Below are 20,843 nucleotides of genomic sequence, written 5' to 3' on the forward strand. Positions count from 1 at the left end.
TCGCATTGAAAATATGGGACAGGAAAAAATTTATCGGGTCAGCCAACCGCTGGAGCGGTATTGCAGCGCCTCGGCCAGATGGGCCGCCCGGAGGTCTCCGCCGCCGTCCAGATCGGCGATGGTGCGGGCCACCCGGAGGACGCGGTCATAGCTTCGGGCGGTGAGGCCCATGCGCTGGAAGGCGCTTTTGAGAAGGCCCTGACAGGCCTCGTCCAGCGGGCAGAATTCCTCCAGCTCCCCCCTGCCCATCTGGGCGTTGCAGGGCACGCCGCCGGGGCCGAACCGGCGGGCCTGGACGGCCCGGGCCGCGTCCACCCGGGCCTTGATGACGGCGGAGGATTCACCCGAGGGGCGCTCCGAGAGGGTGTCGAAATCGGGGGCGTCCACCTCCACGGTCAGATCCACCCGGTCCAGCAGTGGGCCGGAGATCTGGGACTGATACTTTTCCACGTCCCTGGGGGCGCATTTGCACCGCTGGTCATGGCCGTACCAGCCGCATTTGCAGGGGTTCATGGCGCACACCAGCATGAATCGGGCGGGAAAGACCTCGCTTCCGGACGCCCGGGTGATCTGCACCGTCCCCTCTTCCATGGGCTGGCGGAGCACCTCCAGCACGTCCTTGTGGAACTCGGGCAGCTCGTCCAGAAAGAGGACGCCCCGGTGGGCCAGAGAGATCTCCCCGGGGCGGATGAGGGGGACGCCGCCCCCCGCCATCCCCGCGGCCGAAATGGTGTGGTGAGGCGCACGAAAGGGCCGCCGGGTGAGCAGGGGGTGTTCCCGGGAGGTGAGGCCCAGCACCGAGTGGACCGCGGTGGCCTCCAGCGCCTCCCGCTCCGAAAGCTCCGGGAGAATGGAGGGAAGACGCCTTGCCAGCATGGATTTGCCGGAGCCCGGCGGGCCGATCATGAGCACGTTGTGTCCGCCGGCGGCCGCGATCTCCAGCGCCCGTTTGGCCTGCTCCTGGCCCTTCACTTCGGCAAAGTCCGGAAGCTCGCCCGATTCCCCGTCCGGCGTCCAGGCCGCCGCCGGAGAGAGGGGGGCCTCCCCCTTCAGGTGGGCCACCAGCTCACTCACATGGGCCACCGGGTAGACCGTGAGCCCCTTGGCCAGAGTGGCCTCCGGGGCGGCGTCGGCGGGGACGTAGAGAGTCTCGATCCCCGCCCGCCGGGCGGCCAGGGCCATGGGGAGCATCCCGGAGACGCTGCGCAGCGCGCCGGAGAGGGAGAGCTCCCCCAGAAAGGCGGCCTTTGGATCGGGGGGCGGGAGCTGCTCTCCCGCGGAGAGGATGCCCACCAAAATGGGGAGGTCGTAAATGGTGCCGCCCTTTTTGCGGTCGGCAGGGGCCAGATTCACCGTGATCCGGGAGACGGGAAAGGGGAAGCCGCAGTTTTTCACCGCCGCGCGCACCCGCTCCCGGGCCTCCTTGACCGCCGTGTCAGGCAGGCCCACAATTTCAAAGTTGGGCAGGCCCCGGGACAGATCGCACTCGGCGGTGACCTCGTAGCCCTCCACGCCATGGAGGCCCAGAGAGCGGACCTGGGTCATCATGGAGCATTCCCCCCTTTCGTTTTGGGGATATTGTACCATATTTTTTCCCCAAATGCTATTAAAATGACGAGGAAACAAGCCGCCCCCGGCGGCATGTCTGCGTCGCCGGGGGCGGCTGGGGAGAAGAATGGACTCATACCGTGCGGGGGAGAGGCTATCCAAGGAACATCTGGGTCCAATAGCGGCCCTTTGCCGCATATCCCACGCCGATCTGTGTGTACGAACTGCTCAGAATATTGGCCCGGTGCCCGCTGGAGTTCATCCAGGCCGTGACCACGGCCTGGGGGGTAGTCTGGCCGTAGGCGATGTTCTCTCCGGCGGTTCGGTAGGAGAGACCAAAAGCGCGGATCATTTCAAAGGGCGTGCCGTAGGTGGGACTGGTGTGGGAAAAATAGCGATTGTCTGCCATGTCCTGAGACTTGTAGCGGGCCACCCGGGAGAGCTCCCAGTTTGCCTTGAGCGCGCTCAGGCCGTTCTGGACGCGGATCTCGTTGACCAGACGGATGACCTCGGCCTCATAAGAGGAAACCGCGGCGTCGGGCTGGGGGATCGTGAGGACCTGCCCCGGATAGATCAGGTTCGGATCCTTGATCTGCGTGTTGGCGTGGATGATCTCGCTGGTGCCCACCTGATACTTGACGGCCAGCTTCCACATGGTGTCACCTGCCGCTACGGTGTGGGACAGGTCGGCCGCCGAGGCCGAAAGCCCGGCGGCGGCAACCAGGAAAAGTGCGATGCATGCACCGATCAGTTTTTTCACGCTGTACCTCCAAATCAAAAAATGGGGGCGGCTCCGCCCGTCGGGCGGGCCGCCCCGGGGTGACCGCGGGAACCGCTCAGCAGCCGAACCCGCACAGCTGGCACAGGATCTGCCAGAAAGAGCTGCAATCAAAACTGTACATCTGACTCACCGACCTCCCATCTTAATCATTTGTCTCTCGAGGACAAAATAGATTGTAACCGTTTTGTAACTATTTTTCAAATGCAATACTTTCCATAAAAATCAAAAAATTTTTGGGGCAAGGTCAAACGGCGTTGCACTCCCCGGCCGTCAGGCGGACAAACTCATCCATTTCCCGGGTTTTCCACTTGGCCTTGTGGTAAAAGATCTGCCGGTACATGGACACGTGCAGGTCGGTGACGTCCAGCACCGACAGCTTGCCCTGACGCACGCTCTCCTCCACGGCAAACCAGGGCAGAAAGGACAGCCCCCGGGTGGTCTCCAGCATCTTAATGATGAAGGAGACGTCGCTGATCTCCAGAAAGGGGGTGAGGACCTTGTCCCGAGTGGCCAGGTAGCGGTCCAGCACCCGGTGGTAGTTGGCCTCCCGCTCAGTGAGGAAAAAGGGCTTGTCCAGCAGGTCCTCCACCCGGAGGTTGCGCGCGCCCCCCAATTCCTGCCGGAAGTCGGCCGAGGCCACAAAGACCACCTCCTCCTTCTTCTCCATGAGCTTGTACCAGTTGTTGTTGTACCGGGGCTCGTCCAGGATGTAGATGAGGTCCAGTTCCCCCCGCTCCATCTTTTCGATGAGTTCCCCGGGGGAGCCGGTGGTGATGCGGATGCCCACCCGGGGGTGGTCGACCCGAAAGCGGTGGAGGACGGGGGGCAGAGAGGAAAAGCACAGAGAGTCGATGGCTCCGATGTGGAGTTGGCCGTGGAGTTCCTCCTCGTCCGCCACCGAGAGTCTGGCCCGATTGGCCTCGTAGAGCACGTCATAGGCTCCCGAGAGGAACCGCCGGCCCTGCCCGGTGAGGGCCACCCGCTTGCCCATGCGGTCAAACAGCCGGGTGTTCAGCTCCTCCTCCAGCAGCCGGATCTGTACCGTGACGGCCGACTGGGAATAGCCCAGACTCTCCGCCGCCTTGGAGAAGCTTTGGAACTGTGCCACCCGAATGAATGTGTTGAGCTGCCGGATCTCCATGGACCGGGCCTCCTTTTCTGGAATATTAGGGAAAGATGATATAAAATTTTTGAAATGATTCCATTCAATTTATGAATTTGATTCAATAGTGTGGACATGTTATACTAAAAAAACAGGGAAGTCAAGAGAAAATTGGGAATTATGGAATTAACGGAGGGAGTAACATGGAAAAAAAAGCATTCAAACTTGGCCTGCTGCCCAAACTCATCATCGCGATCATTTTGGGTATCCTGGTCGGACAGTTCATGCCGATCTGGTTCGCCCGGATCGTGGTGACTGCGTCCGGTATCTTCAGCACGTTCCTCAAATTCATCATCCCCCTGATGATCGTAGCCTACGTCACCATGGGGATCGCCGACCTGAAGAGCGGCGCAGGCAAGCTGCTCATCATTACGGTGGCCATCGCCTACGCCTCCACTCTGCTGGCGGGCTCCGCCTCCTATCTGGTGTCCTCCACGCTCTTCCCCCACTTTATGAGCGAGGGGGCCCTGGACCAGATCGCGGCCACTGCGGGCAGCTCCCTGGACAGCTACCTGAGCATCTCCATCCCTCCCCTGCTGGATACCCTGTCCGCCGTGGTGCTGGCCTTTGTCCTGGGCCTGTGCCTGTCCCTGATGCGGGGCAAGACCATCGGCAGCACTCTCTATGACGGGATGAAGGATTTCTCCGGTATTATCGACAAGGTTCTCAACTCCGTCATCATCCCCCTGCTGCCTCTCTACATCTGCGGCACCTTTACCGACATGACCAAGTCCGGCAAGACCTTCGCCATTCTCAGCATCCTCTGGAAGGTGTTCCTGGTGGTCATCGCCATGCACCTCATCTGCATCTTCATCCAGTTCCTGGTGGCGGGCGCCATCAGCAAGAAGAATCCCTTCACTCTCATCAAGAACCAGATCCCCGGCTATGCCACCGCCATCGGCACCCAGTCCTCCGCCGCCACCATCCCGGTCAACCTCAAGTGCGCCGAGGCCGACGGCATCTCCGAGCAGATCCGCAACTTTGTGGTGCCTCTGTGCGCCAACATCCACATGGCCGGGTCCATGATCACCATCACCGCCTGCGCCACCGCCGTGTGCCTGATGAACCAGCTGCCCATCAGCCTGATGACCGTGGTGCCCTTCATCATGACGCTGGGCGTTGCCATGGTGGCCTCCCCCGGCGCCCCCGGCGGCTCCATCATGACCGCCCTGCCCTTCCTCTACATGATCTTCGGCCGTGAGGCCGGTGACCCCAACGGCCCGATCTGTGCCCTGATGGTTGCGCTGTACATCACCCAGGACTCCTTCGGTACCGCCTGCAACGTCTCCGGCGACAACGCCATCGGCGTCATTGTGGACACCATCTATCGGAAGTTTATCGTGAAAAAGGACACCGTGGAGGCGTAAGGAGCATTTATGGCATTTATCAGCGTTTTCGATGTGCTGGGGCCCAACATGATCGGCCCCTCCAGCTCCCATACGGCGGGCGCGGCGGTCATTGCCTATTTGGCGCAGAAGATGATCGCCCCCCCGCTCAAGCAGGTGGAGTTCACCCTGTACGGCTCTTTTGCCAAGACCTACCGGGGCCACGGCACCGACCGGGCCCTGCTGGGCGGCATCATGGGCTTTTCCACCGACGATACCCGGATCCGGGACTCCTTTCGGATCGCCGGGGAGCGGGGGCTGAGCTACTGCTTCACGCCCAATGAGACCGAGACGGAGGTCCATCCCAACACCGTGGATATCCGCATGGAAAACACCGCCGGACGGGTCATGACCGTGCGGGGCGAGTCTCTGGGCGGCGGCAAGGTGCGCATCGTGCGCATCAACGGCGTCAAGGTGGACTTCACCGGAGAGTACAGCGCGGTCATTGTTGTCCACCAGGACAAGCCCGGCGTGGCCGCCCACATCACCAAGGTGATCAGCGACCGCAATGTGAACATCGCCTTCATGCGGCTGTTTCGGGAGGCCAAGGGGCATACCGCCTACACCATCGTGGAGTCGGACGACCGACTGCCGGAGGAGATCGCCGAGACCCTCTGGGAAAACCCGAATATTCACGATGTGATGATCGTGCAGCCGTAAGGGGGGAGAGAGCATGGATTTCAAATCAGCCAGAGAGCTGCTGGAAGTTTGCAAGACCGAACACTGCTCCATCTCCGCGGCCATGCGCCGCCGGGAGTGCGAGCTGGGCGAGACCACTGTGGATGTGGTGGATCACCGCATGGGACGGGCGCTGGAGATCATGCGCGCTTCCGCCGTCCAGCCCATCAAGACCCCGGGCAAGTCCATGGGCGGGCTCATCGGCGGGGAGGCCAAGAAACTTTCCGTCCACAGTGCCAAGGGGAAGAGCATCTGCGGGGACGTGCTGGGGAAGGCTATGACCTATGCCATGGCCGTGCTGGAGGTCAACGCCTCCATGGGCCTCATCGTGGCTGCCCCCACCGCCGGTTCAGCGGGTGTGGTGCCCGGGCTGCTGCTGGCCCTGCAGGAGTGCTACCACATCTCCGACGACCGGCTGGTGGACGCTTTGTTCAACGCCGGAGCCGTGGGATACCTGGCCATGCGCAACGCCACTGTGGCAGGAGCCGTGGGCGGCTGTCAGGCCGAGGTGGGCGTGGCCTCCGCCATGGCGGCCTCCGCTGCGGTGGAGCTCATGGGGGGCGAGCCCGAGCAGTGCCTGGACGCGGCCTCCACCGTTTTGATGAACATGCTGGGCCTGGTGTGCGACCCCGTGGGCGGGCTGGTGGAGTACCCCTGCCAGAACCGGAACGCCGCCGGCGTGGCCAACGCCCTCATTGCCGCCGAACTTTCCCTGAGCGGGGTGAGCCAGCTCATTCCCTTCGATGAGATGCTGGAGACCATGTACACCGTGGGCAAACGCCTGCCCGCCGAGCTGCGGGAGACCGCTCTGGGCGGCTGCGCCACTGCCCCCTCCGCCTGCAGCCGCTGCGGGATCGGCGGGGAGATGGGGTGCGCAGGCGCCAAGACCGCCCGGAAGAGCAAGTAAGGCTGTCCGGCTTTCGGAGGACTTCCGCGAGATCAAAGCAAGAGAAAAACGGTCCTGAGCGCTCCAAACGGCGCTCAGGACCGTTTTTTGCCTGCCGCCCCGGATATTCTTTTTTGCCCGCCCCGCGCCGGGGCGCCGGAGAGAAGCGGGGGCGGCGCGCGCTCCGCAATTATGCGAAGGGGGCTTGCTCTGCCTCAAAAGCCTGTTATAATGATATCTGCGGAAATGAGCCGGGGCGCCTCTGCCTCTGCGCGCTTTCGCGGAAAACAAGTCCGGGAGGGACTGATTATGAAACTTTTGCTCCACATCTGCTGCGCACCCTGCTCGGTGGCCTGCGTCAAGAAGCTTCGGGAGGAGGGCATTGAGCCGGTGGGCTTTTGGTACAACCCCAACATCCACCCCTTTACCGAATACCGCGCCCGGCGCAACTGCCTGAGCGACTACGCCAAATCGATCGGGCTGGAGCTGGTGACGGAGGATGAGTACGGCCTGCGCCCCTTTGTGAAGGCGGTGTGCGGCGACATTGACCGCCGCTGCGGCTACTGCTATGCCTGCCGTCTGGCCGAGACTGCCCGATATGCCGCAGAGCACGGATTCGATGCGTTCTGTACGACCCTTACCGTCAGTCCTTACCAGAACACTCCGCTTATTTTTGAGACGGGAGAGAAGCTGGCGGCCCAGTACGGGGTGAAATTTGCTCCCTACGACTTCTCCCCGCGCTTTCGGGAGGGGCAGGCGGAAGCCCGGGAGCTGGGACTCTACATGCAGAAGTACTGCGGCTGTATCTTCAGCGAGGAGGACCGGTACTGCAAAAAAAAGAAAAAAGCCCAAAGTGAATGAAGGCCGTCTCTGTTGGCCCGTCGGAGGCAGACAGGTACTGGAGACAGCGTGTGTTTCCATCGTTTGGGGGATGCCGGAAGGAAAAAGCCCGCGGGACATCTTTTAAGATGTCCCGCGGGCTTTTTCCGTGTTTGAAAGGATCTCCAGATTACATACCCATCAGCCGCAGCAGCTCGTCCAGCAGCTGATGGGCAGCCTCGGTTTTGGACATCAGGGGGAGAGGGATGACCGCATCCGCGGTGAGAAACGTGAGCAGGTTGGTGGAGGTTCCAAACCCTGCGCCCTCCTCCCTGAGGTTGTTGGCGGCGATCAGATCCACCCGCTTTTTCTCCAGCTTCTCCCGGGAGTGCTCCAGCAGGTCCGCCGTCTCCATGGAGAACCCGCACAGCACCTGCCCGTCCCGCTTGTGTGCCCCCAGCCAGGCCAGAATATCGTCCGTCCGCTCCAGAGGAAGGGACAGGTCCGTCCCGGACCGCGTCTTTTTGATCTTGTTCTCCGCCACGGTCGCCGGGCGGTAGTCCGCCACGGCAGCGGCCTTGACGATCAGGTCCATCTCTGCGCTGCGGGCAGTGACCGCCTCAAACATCTGGCGGGCAGAAGTCACCTCCACCACCTCCGCCATATAGGGCGGCCGGGGCAGCTCCGTGGGGCCGGTGACCAGGGTTACATCCGCCCCGCGGGCGGCGGCGGCACGGGCCACGGCATAGCCCATCCGCCCGGTGGAGAGGTTGGTGAGGTACCGCACCGGGTCCAGGGCCTCCCGGGTGGGGCCTGCGGTCACCAGTACCTTCAGGCCGGTCATATCCTTCCGATGGGTAAGCGCGTGGAGAACGGCTTCCAGCAGCCGCTCGGGGTCGGGCAGTTTGCCCTTGCCCGTCGCGCCGCAGGCCAGCCGTCCGCTGACAGGTTCGATGATCTCCCATCCGTATCTCCGGAGCGCATCCAGATTGTCCTGCGTTACCGCATTTTCGTACATTCTGGTGTTCATGGCCGGCGCGGCGAGTTTGGGGCAGTCGCAGGCCAGCACCGTGGTGGTCAGCATATCATCGGCCAGCCCGTGGGCCAGCTTGGCCAGAACATTGGCGGTGGCGGGAGCGATGAGCACCAGATCCGCCTGGTCGGCCAGCGCGATGTGCTCGATTTCCCACGGCCGGTCCCGGTCAAAGGTATCCACCGCCACCGGATTGCCCGTGAGAGATTCAAAGGTCAGGGGCGCAATGAACTCCGTGGCGTTCTTTGTCATGAGCACACGGACCTTGCAGTGCTGCTTGACCAGGGCGGAGGCCAGCTCCGCCGCCTTGTAGCAGGCGATCCCGCCCGTTACTCCCAATAGTACGGTTTTTCCGCTCAACATGATGATCCACTCCGTTTTCCGCAGCTTTGTCGAATAGAGTATAACAAAAAAGCGCCGGGAAGTAAATAAGTTCCGTGTTATGGCTTGCACTTCCAATTCGCTTTTTATATAATGTGGTTTGGCCAGGCCGGCTTGGGAGCCGCTGTACCCGTTCGGGACGGCAGGCCCCCGGTGAAGCCGACGTCCGGCCGCCCGGAGCGATGGGAAAACCCGCGGAGCCCCGCGGCGTTTGCGCCTCGCTCTCAAATATGCGCTGTATCCCCCAGAGGGAACGGCAGCAGGAGGTAGTAAAAATGAACCACGCGCGCAACCGGAGCAGCCAGACCCGTGAACTGGTGCTGCTCGCCATGTTCTCCGGCATCCTCTTTCTCCTGGCGTTTACCCCCATCGGCCTGATCGACCTGCCGCTGATCAAGGCCACCATCCTTCACGTGCCCGTTATCATCGGCTCGATCCTGCTGGGACCTAAAAAGGGTGCGTTCCTCGGCTTTGTGTTCGGGCTGACCAGCATCCTCAAAAACACGATGGTCCCCAGCGCCCTTTCCTTCGCCTTCTCGCCCTTCATCCCGGTCCCCGGCCTGGACCATGGGAGCCCATGGGCGCTGGTCATCTGTTTTGTGCCCCGCATTCTGGTGGGGGTGACGCCCTGGCTGGTGTTCCAGGGGGCAAAGCAGCTCTTCGGATCGAAGAGCGCCGCGGGCCGGGCCTCCGGGATGGCTTTTGCCGCTGTGGCCGGAGCCTTTACCAATACCATTCTGGTCATGGGATTGATCTTCCTGGTGTTTCGCCAGGCCTATGCCGTGATGAAGGGCATTCCCGTGGACGCCGTGCTCGGCGTGATCCTGGGTATCGTGGGGGCCAACGGCCTGCCCGAGGCCGTTGTGGCGGCCGTCATCACTCCCGCCGTGTGCATGCCCCTGGCCCAGGTCCTGAAGCTGGGCGGAAAGAGCCCCAGCGCGGGGGCCGAGGTCTGAGCATGATCCTCGCCGTTGATATCGGAAATTCCAACGTGGTGCTGGGCGGCTTTGATGCCGGGAAGGAGCCGGTGTTTGTCCGGCGGCTGCCCAGCCGCCGCGACTGGGACGGCATCAGGTGGCACCGGGAGATGGAGAACCTGCTGGACGGCTGCGGCGAGCCGGAGGGCTGCATCCTCTCCTCGGTGGCTCCCGAGCTTACCGCGCGGATCGAGCCTGCCCTCGCCTCCCTGACGGGCCGGCGTGTCCTGACAGTCTGCCCCGATCTGGACGACGGCCTGGTGCTGGTGGGCTACGACCGGAAGGGTCTGGGCAACGACCGTGTGGCGGATGCCGTCGCGGCCCTCGCGCAGTACCAGCCGCCGCTGGCCGTCTTTGACCTGGGCACGGCCACCACCCTGTCCGTTCTGGACGGGGAAGGACGCTTTCTGGGCGGTATGATTTTGCCCGGCGTGCAGTCCTCGGTCAACGCGCTCACCGCCCAGGCGTCCCAGCTGCCGAAGATCCGGCTGGAGCCTCCCCGGGCGCTGCTGGGAACGGACGCCGTCTCCTGCATGCTGAGCGGGGCCGTCTTTGGAACGGCGGCGCAGATCGACGGGCTGTCCGCGCGGATTGAGGAACATTTGGGGCGTCCGGTCACCGCCGTGGTCACCGGCGGTCTGAGCCGCCTGGTCTGCCCCCACTGCCGCAGACCGCTTCAATATGACGAGCATCTGCTTTTGAAGGGACTGCGGTATTTGTACGACCGGGCTCGGAAAAATGGAAGAGACGCTGTCTGACGGCGTATTCAAACAGAGCGGGCGGATCCGCCTGCTCTGTTTTTTGACCGGCGTATTTTGGGCGGCGACCGGGATCGCTTTTATCACCCGGGCCGGTCTGGGCACATCTCCCATCTCCGGCGTCTCCTTCGTGCTCACCCCGTCCCCATGGGGGTATACACGGTTGCCTTCAGCATGGTCTTTCTGCCGCGATGGGCTGTATCCTGCCCGAGAAAGCGGCTTCGTCACGTTTTCGACAGTCTCAAATCAGGGCATCACCGTTTTTGAACGGTGATGCCCTGATTTCGTGTTATGCTCATAATCTTATGAAAGATCAGAGTTCAGTCATTCTTCTCTATGCCCAAAACCTCATATCAATTTCATTATAACGGCAGGAAATAGTGGTTACCACCACAGCCGGGCCGTGACGAGATACGTCATCGTATAACAACCTTGCCGGGTGGGATCCAAAACCCTCAAAGGACGAAAGGCGGCAGCTATGAAAACCATCACAGCTGCCGCCTTTCGAAATATCTTTATTAGGCTGAGGCTTGCAAAGCACTCCGTTTTTGGGAGGTGGTCAGACGTGCGGTCATGAGGCGCGTTTTCCGTGACAGGCCCACAGAAGGGCCCCCAGTCCCGCACCGCCCAGAATGTTGCCCAGAGTCACCGGCAGGAGGTTGTGCAGGAGGAAGCTGCCCCAGGTAAGAGCAGAGACGTCCACCCCCGCCTCCAGCGTCAGCCGGGCGTAGCGGGGGACGGAGAGCGCGAAGATCCCCGCCGGGACGTAATACATATTGGCCACGCAGTGCTCAAAGCCGCAGAGGACGAACACGCACACCGGCACAAAGGCCCCCACCGCCCGGCCGGACACGTCCTTGGCGCACAGGGAGCACATCACCCCCGCGCAGACCAGAATGTTGCAGAGAACGCCCAGCACCACGGCGTTTCCACAGGGAAGAGCACACTTGGCCGCCGCCGTCTTGACGGTGTATACCGCCAGAGCGCCCCCGGAATAATCCAGCTGTCCGCAGAAGGCGCAGGCGGCAGCCAGAGCCAGCGCTCCCCCGAAATTCCCCAGATAGACCAGACCCCAGCTGCGGAGCATCCCGCCCGGGGAGGCTTTCCGCTCCAGGACCGAGATGGAGATCAGGCAGTTCCCGGTGAACAACTCTGCGCCGGTGAGGATGACCATGATGAGCCCGAACGGAAAGAGAAATCCACAGATGATCCGGGCCGCGGAGACGTTGGCGATGGTGTGGGCCGCTGTGTTGGTCACCGCACCGCCCAGCGCGATAAAGAGCCCTGCCAAAGCCCCCAGCAGGAGCAGACGAAGCGCGGGAGTTTGGGTCTTGCGCGCGCCAATGGCCGCATAGCTGTCCACAAATTCCGAGGGAGAGAGCACAAAAACCACCCTTTCTCGACAAAAGATACCCATAAGGGTATCATTGGGAAAAAGGGATGTCAAGGCGGGGGAGGGGGGCTTCCTTTATTCTGTGGACCTGTCCAAAACCGGAGCGTTTTCTCCCCGTTCCACTGGGCCCTTTGGCGAAAGAAAGGGGGGCGTTACAGGTCTCCGGCGAACGCTCCCGCCCAGTTGCCGTTTTGGAACACCGGCGTCTCGCTGCCGTCGGCGGCGATGCCGGTGATGGTGAGGTCGGCGGTGCCGATCATAAAGTCCACATGGGTGGCGGAGAGATTGATGTGGTGGGCGGCGAGGGCCGTCTCGTCCATCTCCAGACCATCCTCCACGCACTCGGGGAAACCCTTGCCCAGCGCCAGGTGGCAGGCGGCGTTCTCATCGTAGAGGGTGGAGTAGAAGAGGATGCCGCTCTGGGCGATGGGGGAGGCGTGGGGCACCAGGGCCACCTCGCCCAGGTGACGGCCCCCCTCGTCGGTGTCCAGGATGCTCTTCAGACGGTCCAGCCCGGTTTTCGCGCCGCAGTCCACGGCCACGCCCCCCTCGAATTTGATCCAGAAGTCCTCGATCATCCCGCCCCGGTAGTTGAGGGGAAGGGCCGAGTGGACCACGCCGTCGGCCCGGTCCCGGTGGGGGGAGGTGAAGATCTCCTCGGTGGGCATGTTGGGGAAAAACCAGGTGCCGTCCACCGTCTCCGCACCCCCGCCCGCCCAGATATGGCCGGGATTCATCCCCACGGTGAAGTCGGTGCCGTTGGAGGAGGTGTACCGCAGGGCGTCGAACTGCTTCTCGTTGAGCAGCTTGATCCGGGCCTGGAAGGCGGCGGAGTGGTCGGCCCAGGCCGCCGCCGGGTCGGCCCCGTCGGCCCGGGCGGTGTAGAGGATGGCGTCCCACAGCTTCTCCACGGCCTCGGACTCCGAACAGCCGGGGAAGACCTTTTTGGCCCAGGCAGGGGTGGACACGCCCGCAATGCACCAGACGTTGCGGCCCAGATCCATGCCGTCGTAAAAGGCCTTGCAGTCCCGGTGGGAGGCGCGGGACCAGGCGGTGAACCGGGCGGGATCGATACCCGCCATGCCGTCGGGGTCGTCCCCGTCCAGGGTGAGGATGGCGGCCCCCCGCCCCGCCGCGCCGTTGAGGAGGGCGCGCTTCCATTCCGGGACGGACTCAAAGGAGGACAGAGGGGCGTGGAGATAGCGCAGGCGGCTCACCGGCTGGTCGGCCCACTCCACGATCACGTCTCCCGCCCCGGCCGCCCAGGCCTCCTCAGCCACCAGGCGGGCAAAGGGAGCGGCCTCCACCGGAGCGGTGAGGAGCAGCTCCTGCCCCGGCTTCAGGGCGCAGCCCGTGCGGACCAGCAGCCGGGCGTAATTTTGCAGAATTTCCTGTTTCGGCATAAAAATCTTCCTTTCCGGGCGAAAGCGGAGGAATTCCGCTTCCGTTTGACGTAGTTGATTCATCTGTGCTATAATACTAACTTGTAATATTATCTAAATTGTCCAAGCGGACATTTCTTATCAATTATACTGTGGAGGAACTGGAATGGCAAGGGTCAAACCGCAATACGACAATACCTCCATCTCTTCGCTGAAGGGGGCGGACCGGGTCCGGAAGCGCCCGGGGGTCATCTTCGGCTCCGACGGACTGGACGGCTGCGAGCACGCCGTCTTTGAGATCCTCTCCAACGCCATCGACGAGGCCAAGGAGGGCCACGGCAGTCTCATCACCGTCCGGCGCTTCCTGGACAAGTCCATCGAAGTGGCCGACCAGGGCCGGGGCTGCCCCGTGGACTGGAACGAGAAGGAGCAGAAATACAACTGGGAGCTGGTGTTCTGCGAGCTCTACGCCGGCGGCAAGTACGGCGGGGGGAAGGACAACTACGAATACGCCCTGGGCCTCAACGGTCTGGGCTCCTGCGCCACCCAGTACGCCAGCGAGTATATGGACGTCACCGTCCGCCGGGACGGCAGGAAGTACTCCCTCCGCTTTGAAAAGGGCGAGAACGTGGGCGGGCTCCGGGACGAGCCCGCCGACCAGGGGAAAAAGACGGGCACCACCATCCGCTGGCGGCCCGACCTGGACGTGTTCACTGACATCGATATCCCGACAGACTACTTCACCGACGTGATGAAGCGCCAGGCGGTGGTCAATGCCGGGGTCACCTTCCGGTTTTTCAACGAGACCGCCCCGGGCAAATTCGAGACCACCGATTTTCTCTATGAAAACGGCATTCAGGACTATGTAAAGGAACTGGCGGGGGAAAACACCCTCACCCAGCCGGTGTTCTGGCAGACCGAGCGGCGGGGCCGGGACCGGGAGGACAAGCCGGAATACAAGGTCAAACTCTCGGTGTCCTTCTGTTTTTCCAACACGGTGAATACCATTGAGTATTATCACAATTCCTCCTGGCTCGAGCACGGCGGAAGCCCGGAGAAGGCGGCCAAGTCCGCTTTCGTCTCGGCCATCGACGGCTATCTCCGTCAGCAGGGGAAGTATCAGAAGAGCGAGAGCAAGGTCACCTGGAACGACATTTCCGACTGTCTGGTGATGGTCTCCAACAACTTCTCCACACAGACCTCCTATGAAAACCAGACCAAGAAGGCCATCAACAACAAGTTCGTTCAGGAGGCCATGACCGACTTCCTGAAGGAGCAGATGCAGGTCTACTTCATCGAAAACCCCTTCGACGCCGAAAAGATCGCCGAGCAGGTGCTCATCAACAAGAGGAGCCGGGAATCTGCCGAAAAGGCCCGGCTGAACATCAAAAAGAAGCTCACGGGGGCCATGGACCTGTCCAACCGGGTGCAGAAATTTGTGGACTGCCGCACCCGGGACGCTGAGCGCCGGGAGCTCTACATCGTGGAGGGCGACTCCGCCCTGGGCAGCGTCAAGCTCTCCCGGGACGCGGAGTTTCAGGGCATCATGCCCGTGCGGGGCAAAATTTTGAACTGCCTCAAGGCCGACTACGGCAAGATCTTCAAGTCGGAGATCATCACCGACCTTCTGAAGGTGCTGGGCTGCGGGGTGGAGGTCAGCGACAAGCGGGCCAGGGATCTGGCCTCCTTCGACCTGATGAACCTGCGGTGGAACAAAGTGGTCATCTGTACCGACGCCGACGTGGACGGCTACCAGATCCGCACCCTCATCCTCACCATGCTCTGGCGGCTCACTCCCACCCTCATCCGCCGGGGATACGTTTACATCGCGGAATCTCCCCTCTATGAGATCGGATACAAGGAAAAGACCTGGTTTGCCTACTCCAACAAGGAGAAGGACGACATCGTGGAGGAGATCGGCAGGGACAAAAAGATCTCCATCCAGCGCTCCAAGGGCCTGGGCGAGAACGAGCCGGAGATGATGTGGCTGACCACCATGAATCCGGCCACCCGCCGCCTTATCAAGGTCATGCCCGAGGATATGGAGGCCACGGCCCGGATGTTCGACCTGCTGCTGGGGGACAACCTCCAGGGCCGGAAGGACCACATCGCCGAAAACGGCTATAAGTTTTTAGAGCTGGCCGATATTTCGTGACGGCCTGCCCGGCGGACTGCCGGGGGGGCGCAAACCTGTCAATCAAAAGGAGGTACCCCGTATGAAACGCAACCGATGGCTCCCCGCCTCCCTCGCCGCGCTGGCGCTGGGATGCTCCCTGGCCGCCCCTGCCTTTGCCGCAGGGGCATCCCCGACTCCGGAGGAGATCCGTACGCTCAATGAAAAGTACGCACTGGCAGAAGAGACGCCGCCCCTCCCGCCCGCGGACGCGGGCTGGGGCGTCTCGGTGGAAGAGGAGGACGATTATACCGCCTTCCTGCGCCAGTTCACCGCGGACTACCGCTCCGCCCACCCCGAGGAGTATGCCGCCTTTGATCCAGACGCCTGGTTTTCCCAGGAGTGGGAGTGGTGGACCCGGGAGGAGTACATGGAGAATTTCGGCGTGACGGAAGAGGGCTTCCGGGACGCCATGTGGGAGGAGTATGTGCGAAGCCTGGCTGATCCGGCCTACGACGCCAAGCTGGTGGCCGACTACCGCTCCGCCCATCCCGGCGAGCTGGAGCGTTACGACGTAAAGGCCTGGCTGTCCTCCCAGGGCTACCGGGATCCCATGGAGGCCGCCATGGAGGATTACGGCCTTGCCACCGTTCAGGAGATGACCACCTATGTGCAGGCCCGGTACGTTCAGGGCCGCGAGAGCGTATCCGGCCTGATCGCCCAGGCCAAGAGCCTTGCTGCCGCAGACCCCGCCGGATACGCCGCCTTTGACGCCGACGCCTACTACGCCGATGTCTACGGCGAGTGGTACCCAAAGGAGGAGTATCTCATCGACAACTTCCTCCTCTCTCAGGAGGAGTTTGTCGACGCCATGTATGTGGATTCCGCCGGCTGGCAGAACGAGGAGCCCGGCTACCCCTCCCGGCGGCCCGACCAGCCGGTCCTGGTGGTCAACGGACAGGCCCGGGAGGATGTGGCGCTCACCGCGGAAAACGGCGTGACCTATGCCTCGGCCGATGCGCTGGGCGCGATCCTGGGCACGGCGGAGACCGGGGACCGTCTCCCTGTCCGGAGCACCGCCGCCGCCCAGGGCTGGGACGTGGTGTGGAACGCCGGCAGCAATCAGGTCGTCCTGCTGGACCGGACGGCCCTCCGGACCCAGCTGGACGGGGAACTGGCCGACCTCAACACCCTGATGGGGCGGCTGTTCACCGCCGCCATGCCCCAGGACGGGCAGAGCTACCGCACCACCGAGACCTGTGAACTGGCCCTGACTGCCTTCAATTCCCTGGACGGGAACAAGACCTGCACCGCCACCCTCCGCGCCGATACCCTGCTCCGGGACAATCAGCTGGATCTGACGCTGTCCATCAGCGCGGCCGACCTTTTGAATCTGCTCAGCCGGCAGACCATGGACCAGCTGGCTTCCGAGATGCCCAAGTTCACGGCACAGAACCTCAAGACCCTGCTCACCGGCTGCAAGGTCCAGGTCCTATTTGACCTGGAGAGCGGAAAGCTGTACGCCAACGCCCCCATTCTGGCGGCCTTTGACGAGACGGTGAGCGAGAACACCTGGTTTGCCTGGGATCTGGGCGGAGGGACGGGCCTGTCCGCCCTCACCGTGAATACTGAGAGCTGGGGCACGGAGCTCCTCTACAACGCGCTCCTGTCTGAAAGCGAGAGCGGCTGTCTGGGCGCCGAATACGCCTACCAAAACTTTGACGAGGGCCGGGCGGCCATGGCCCTTCTCTTTGGGCCGGAGCGTTTTACCGACCGGAACGGCACCCTGACCTGGAGCCTGGACGCCAAGGCGCTGGACAGCCTGATAGGTGAGATGACGGGAGGGAGCTTTGGAGCCCCCTTCAAGGAGTTCGGCCTCTCCGTTTCCGTGAGTGAGACCGGGCGCTTTTCCACGCAGGCGGTCTTCCGCCCCGACATGGACGCCATTGCCGCCGGACTGAGCGACGACAGCTGGAGCGGCGGCAGCGCCGCGGAGACCGCTGCCATGACCTGGTTGATGAATCTCCTGGATTTCCGGATGGCGGCCCAGGCGTCAGGCACCGCCGATCATGCCACCGAGACGGCGGAACTCCACTGGAAAAACCAGTTTCAGCTCACCGTGAGCGGCACCGCCGCCCGCAAGGCCACTACCGATCTTCCCCGCTCCGCCCCTCCGGCAGGCGCTGAGATCGTGGAGCTGTGAGCTGAGCGTGTTCTCCGCGCCGTGTGTGCCGCCGGCCCGCCCGTCCGGGCGGGCCGGCAGCGCTGATTTTTCCGTTTCCTGACGCGCTCCGCACGTCAGTTTTCCGGTTTTCTAAATTTTGCTTGAGTACGAGGAGGACAGCCTTGTGAGAAAGACCATTTTATTCCCCTTGGTCCTGGCATTGGCTCTGACCTTCTGCCCGCCCGGGCTGTGGAACCGGTGGTTCCCGCGCCGCCCTCTTGGTGTCCGGCGGAGGAGTACGCCGTCTTCGCGGACGGCGCGGCCTATGAGACGGCAACCTGGGACAAAATTCTCTCCCTCCGGGAGCACGCCGGGGCGGGGAATCCGGAGCCCCAGTCCGGCACGGACACGGTGCTCTTCAACCGCCTGCGGGAGCTGAAACGGATGGGCGGGGCCAGTGTGGACTTCGAGGTAGGCCTTTTGAAGGTGAAATATGCCCTCAACGCCGCCGCCAAAGGGCAAACGGCGAAAATCGGGGCCGACTTTGAAAGTGCCGCCTATGGCGCGTCCGGCCAGGCGTCCCCCCGCGCTCTGGCCTACCTCTGGAACGCCCGGGCCGGGCTCTGGGACCAGGACCTGACCGACGGCCTGGAGGGCCGGGGCCTGGGCCGTTTTGTGGGGGCGGTGGAGTATCTGCTCCCTGATCCCCGGTTCACCATGGCCCAGGTGCTGGATTGGGGCGCGGCCAACGGCGTGTCTGCCGGGAACCTGGCGGCCGCCAAAGCGCTCCTTTTTGTTACCCTGGACGGGGAGGTCGTCCACCCCAAGGCGGTGCGGGTGAGCGCAGACTACCTGGACACCACCGTTCCCCAGGTGCGCAATCAGCGCACCATGGTGCCCGTGCGCCGCCTGGCCGAGCTGATGGGGGCCACGGTGGACTATGACGCCGCCGCCCGGCGGATCACCATCCGGCGGGCGGGGGATACCTTTGTCATGACCCTGGACAGCACCGAAGCCCTCCGCAACGGGGAGCATTTCCAGATGGACGTGGCCCCCTACGCCGAGAACAACCGCACCTACATCCCCATCCGCTATATCGCCGAGTTCTTTGGCCAGAAGGTGGAGTGGAACGGGGCCCAGCAGCACGTGGTCATCACCGAGGACAAGTCGGCGGCGGGCGATTCCAACCTGGAAGCCTGGGCCCTGGCCATGGGGGCCGTCCTCAACTACGAGAGCAACCCCCATGAAGTGACCCTCTTCGGCGGCAAGGCCCGCTTTGGCGCCGGCCCCGTGGGGGGCGAGGTCACCAACCGCCACGAGACCACCGGCCCGGACTTCGGCCGCAAGATCCTGCGGGAGGGCTGGGGCATCGAGGATCGGGAGGCCCTGATCACCACGGCGGAGACCCTGGCCGTGGGCGCGGATGCCTGGGACTGGTTCCGGGCGAGCCACCTGGCCCAGTGGGGCTACCTGGCGGGCTATGTGACCTATCCCGAGGCGTTGGCCCTGGTGGAGCCCGCCGCGCAAAAGGTCTGTGAGACCTACGGCTCCTGGGATGAGGCCCAGGGCGCCTACCTGGCCGGGTACTGCAAATGGGCCGGCCTGAGTGCCGCGGATATTTGGGCCACGCCCCGGGGCCAGCTCTACGGCGAGATGAAGGCCGACCCCGCTGTGGCCCCTATTTTTGACGACGCCCTCTTCCAGACCGGCGTGATGGGTCTGCCGGAGATGGCCGAGTAAGACTGCCCCGGGCCTTCTAACCACACGGACGAAAGGATGGTCAGAATGAAAAAGCGGACAAGTTTGTTTTTGGCGCTGACTCTGGTCTTTTCCCTTTGCGTTCCCGCCTTTGCGGCGGAGAGCGTCACCCCCACGCCGCCCAGCTGGGTGCGCGAGGAGGAGTATATTGTGTTCCCGGGCAGCTATGCCTACGAATCGAAATTCTGGAACTATGTGACCCAACTCCGGGCAGATGCTGAAGCTGGAGGGAAAAAGCCCCAGAAGGGGGATCCGCTGTGGACGATGCTTACCCAATTAAGCGCCCTCGGAAGCGGAAGCCTTCAAGGCTATAAAGGCCATGACCAGGCTGCGGAGTTTGAATTGGCGCTCCTCGAGCTTATGTGGCATAAAAATGCCGGCTATCCAGACCGTTGGGCTACGTATGAGCCGTTCAGTTCATCGGTAAAAGATGACAAAAAGGCAGGTGGCCCAAACGCCGCAAAATTGTCCCTGTGGCACGTCCGGTCAATGTACCAAATTAATTTTTACCTGCAACCGAACAAAGATTTAAGTTCTTTTGCAGATGTGATCGAAGAGACGATGCGGATAAACGGCTTGAACTCCTTGAATCAATTTTTGGCCTATGGTGCATTGCAGCCTGTTGACCCTGCGGAATATGAACGACTGTCCCAAGCACTTTCGGCGGAGCGGGCGAAGATCTATGTTTATTTGGATGGTGAAGAGATCATCCCGGGCAGAGATGAATTCGGAAGACCGTCTCATCTGCCGGGGCGGGCCCAAAACGGTCGGACACTGGTCCCCATCCGAGCAATTTCTGAGGCGCTTGGCGCAGAGGTGAAATGGGTCCAGGAAACCAATCAAGTCCACCTTATGAGGGGTGGGGATGAAATCGTCATGACCCTGAGTCAAACCGAAGCTACTCGAAACGGCGTCTCTTTCCAAATGGATGTTGCGCCTTTTGCTGAAGCTGGAACAACGTTTGTCCCTGTTCGGTATATTGCGGAATTTTTTGGTCAAATGGTGGAGTGGGATGGCCCCCATCACCGTGTGCTCGTCACCGAGAATAAGACGGTGGTTCAGCCTTCCAATTTGGAAGCATGGGCGCTTCCCATGGGGGCGATTTTGACCAAGGTGAACAGAGATGACCCCACTCTGTTTGGCACGATGATCCGAAGTCATCGTTATCTTGCCCCAGTGGACGATGGACGCAGCATGGCCCGCATTCCTGCCCAAACAATTAGCCGGGACTTACTATGGGGTGGTTGGGGAATCCAGGACCGGGAAGCCCTGATGACCACGACGGCGGCTCTGGCCACGGGATCGGATGCTTGGGACTGGTTCCGCGTGTCCAGTCTGGCCCAGTGGGGCTACCTGGCGGGCTATGTGACCTATCCCGAGGCGTTGGCCCTGGTGGAGCCCGCCGCGCAAAAGGTCTGTGAGACCTATGGCTCCTGGGATGAGGCCCAGGGCGCCTACCTGGCCGGGTACTGCAAATGGGCCGGCCTGAGTGCCGCGGATATTTGGGCCACGCCCCGGGGCCAGCTCTACGGCGAGATGAAGGCCGACCCCGCTGTGGCCCCTATTTTTGACGACGCCTTATTTACCGCCGGCGTCATCGGCCTGCCCGACTGATTTCGCCGGAA

17 protein-coding genes are annotated in these 20,843 nt (G+C 62.6%); 11 read left to right on the forward strand and 6 right to left on the reverse strand.

What is annotated here, in order from left to right; all coding sequences use genetic code 11:
- Positions 1–30: 30 nt before the first annotated feature.
- The 3 genes from ACQRD3_RS02310 to ACQRD3_RS02320 all read right to left on the reverse strand — a co-directional run bounded on the left by ACQRD3_RS02310 (position 31) and on the right by ACQRD3_RS02320 (position 3,470).
- Positions 31–1,548 carry a YifB family Mg chelatase-like AAA ATPase gene (locus tag ACQRD3_RS02310; RefSeq protein WP_427779574.1) on the reverse strand — a complete coding sequence of 506 codons (1,518 nt, stop codon included), beginning with the start codon at positions 1,546–1,548 and terminating at the stop codon, positions 31–33.
- Positions 1,549–1,702: 154 nt separating this feature from the next.
- Complete coding sequence (safA, locus tag ACQRD3_RS02315) at positions 1,703–2,308, reverse strand: SafA/ExsA family spore coat assembly protein (RefSeq protein WP_427779575.1); 606 nt, start codon at positions 2,306–2,308, stop codon at positions 1,703–1,705.
- Between the two features lie 265 nt (positions 2,309–2,573).
- Positions 2,574–3,470 (reverse strand): LysR family transcriptional regulator, encoded by an 897-nt coding sequence (locus ACQRD3_RS02320; RefSeq protein WP_427779577.1) that lies wholly within the window; start codon positions 3,468–3,470, stop codon positions 2,574–2,576.
- Between the two features lie 164 nt (positions 3,471–3,634).
- On the opposite strand from ACQRD3_RS02320, the gene ACQRD3_RS02325 reads away from it, so the two are divergent.
- The 4 genes from ACQRD3_RS02325 to ACQRD3_RS02340 all read left to right on the forward strand — a co-directional run bounded on the left by ACQRD3_RS02325 (position 3,635) and on the right by ACQRD3_RS02340 (position 7,301).
- Positions 3,635–4,858, forward strand: a complete 1,224-nt coding sequence (locus ACQRD3_RS02325) for a dicarboxylate/amino acid:cation symporter (RefSeq protein WP_080906865.1) — start codon at positions 3,635–3,637, stop codon at positions 4,856–4,858.
- A 9-nt stretch (positions 4,859–4,867) separates the two neighbouring features.
- A complete protein-coding gene (gene sdaAB, locus ACQRD3_RS02330; RefSeq protein WP_080906864.1) occupies positions 4,868–5,536 on the forward strand; it encodes an L-serine ammonia-lyase, iron-sulfur-dependent subunit beta in 669 nt (222 codons plus the stop codon).
- Positions 5,537–5,549: 13 nt separating this feature from the next.
- The gene (gene sdaAA / locus ACQRD3_RS02335; protein ID WP_080906863.1) at positions 5,550–6,461 is read left to right on the forward strand and encodes an L-serine ammonia-lyase, iron-sulfur-dependent, subunit alpha; all 912 of its coding nucleotides are present in this window, start codon (positions 5,550–5,552) and stop codon (positions 6,459–6,461) included.
- A 288-nt stretch (positions 6,462–6,749) separates the two neighbouring features.
- A complete protein-coding gene (locus ACQRD3_RS02340; protein WP_080906862.1) occupies positions 6,750–7,301 on the forward strand; it encodes an epoxyqueuosine reductase QueH in 552 nt (183 codons plus the stop codon).
- 148 nt (positions 7,302–7,449) lie between these two features.
- Here the strand turns inward: ACQRD3_RS02340 and coaBC are convergent, their stop codons facing one another.
- A complete protein-coding gene (gene coaBC, locus ACQRD3_RS02345; protein WP_080906861.1) occupies positions 7,450–8,655 on the reverse strand; it encodes a bifunctional phosphopantothenoylcysteine decarboxylase/phosphopantothenate--cysteine ligase CoaBC in 1,206 nt (401 codons plus the stop codon).
- Between the two features lie 293 nt (positions 8,656–8,948).
- Here coaBC and ACQRD3_RS02350 point away from each other — a divergent pair, with 293 nt between their 5' ends.
- From ACQRD3_RS02350 to ACQRD3_RS02360, 3 genes are read left to right on the forward strand one after another with little or no spacing between them, the layout of a single operon-like run.
- Complete coding sequence (locus ACQRD3_RS02350) at positions 8,949–9,629, forward strand: ECF transporter S component (protein WP_080906860.1); 681 nt, start codon at positions 8,949–8,951, stop codon at positions 9,627–9,629.
- Between the two features lie 2 nt (positions 9,630–9,631).
- Positions 9,632–10,408, forward strand: coding sequence for a type III pantothenate kinase (locus ACQRD3_RS02355; RefSeq protein ID WP_080906859.1), 777 nt, complete (start codon positions 9,632–9,634; stop codon positions 10,406–10,408).
- Positions 10,389–10,682 (forward strand): hypothetical protein, encoded by a 294-nt coding sequence (locus ACQRD3_RS02360; RefSeq protein ID WP_427779580.1) that lies wholly within the window; start codon positions 10,389–10,391, stop codon positions 10,680–10,682. Before ACQRD3_RS02355 ends, ACQRD3_RS02360 begins: the two co-directional genes overlap by 20 nt.
- Positions 10,683–10,979: 297 nt before the next feature.
- Here ACQRD3_RS02360 and ACQRD3_RS02365 read toward each other — a convergent pair whose 3' ends face one another.
- Positions 10,980–11,825 (reverse strand): formate/nitrite transporter family protein, encoded by an 846-nt coding sequence (locus ACQRD3_RS02365; protein ID WP_427779676.1) that lies wholly within the window; start codon positions 11,823–11,825, stop codon positions 10,980–10,982.
- A 128-nt stretch (positions 11,826–11,953) separates the two neighbouring features.
- Positions 11,954–13,204: an aminopeptidase gene (locus ACQRD3_RS02370; protein WP_427779582.1), complete on the reverse strand. Its 1,251-nt coding sequence runs from the start codon at positions 13,202–13,204 to the stop codon at positions 11,954–11,956.
- Positions 13,205–13,349: 145 nt separating this feature from the next.
- Here ACQRD3_RS02370 and ACQRD3_RS02375 point away from each other — a divergent pair, with 145 nt between their 5' ends.
- The 4 genes from ACQRD3_RS02375 to ACQRD3_RS02390 all read left to right on the forward strand — a co-directional run bounded on the left by ACQRD3_RS02375 (position 13,350) and on the right by ACQRD3_RS02390 (position 20,832).
- Positions 13,350–15,338 (forward strand): toprim domain-containing protein, encoded by a 1,989-nt coding sequence (locus tag ACQRD3_RS02375; protein ID WP_080906856.1) that lies wholly within the window; start codon positions 13,350–13,352, stop codon positions 15,336–15,338.
- A 61-nt stretch (positions 15,339–15,399) separates the two neighbouring features.
- Positions 15,400–17,499, forward strand: coding sequence for a hypothetical protein (locus ACQRD3_RS02380; protein WP_427779584.1), 2,100 nt, complete (start codon positions 15,400–15,402; stop codon positions 17,497–17,499).
- Positions 17,500–17,709: 210 nt separating this feature from the next.
- On the forward strand, positions 17,710–19,200 hold the full coding sequence (locus tag ACQRD3_RS02385) for a stalk domain-containing protein (protein ID WP_427779586.1): 1,491 nt from the start codon (positions 17,710–17,712) through the stop codon (positions 19,198–19,200).
- A 45-nt stretch (positions 19,201–19,245) separates the two neighbouring features.
- Positions 19,246–20,832, forward strand: a complete 1,587-nt coding sequence (locus tag ACQRD3_RS02390; protein ID WP_427779588.1) for a stalk domain-containing protein — start codon at positions 19,246–19,248, stop codon at positions 20,830–20,832.
- Positions 20,833–20,843 lie beyond the last annotated feature (11 nt).

The sequence above is a fragment of the Candidatus Pseudoscillospira sp. SGI.172 genome (genome assembly GCF_050313575.1).
Lineage (GTDB): Bacteria > Bacillota > Clostridia > Oscillospirales > Oscillospiraceae > Vermiculatibacterium.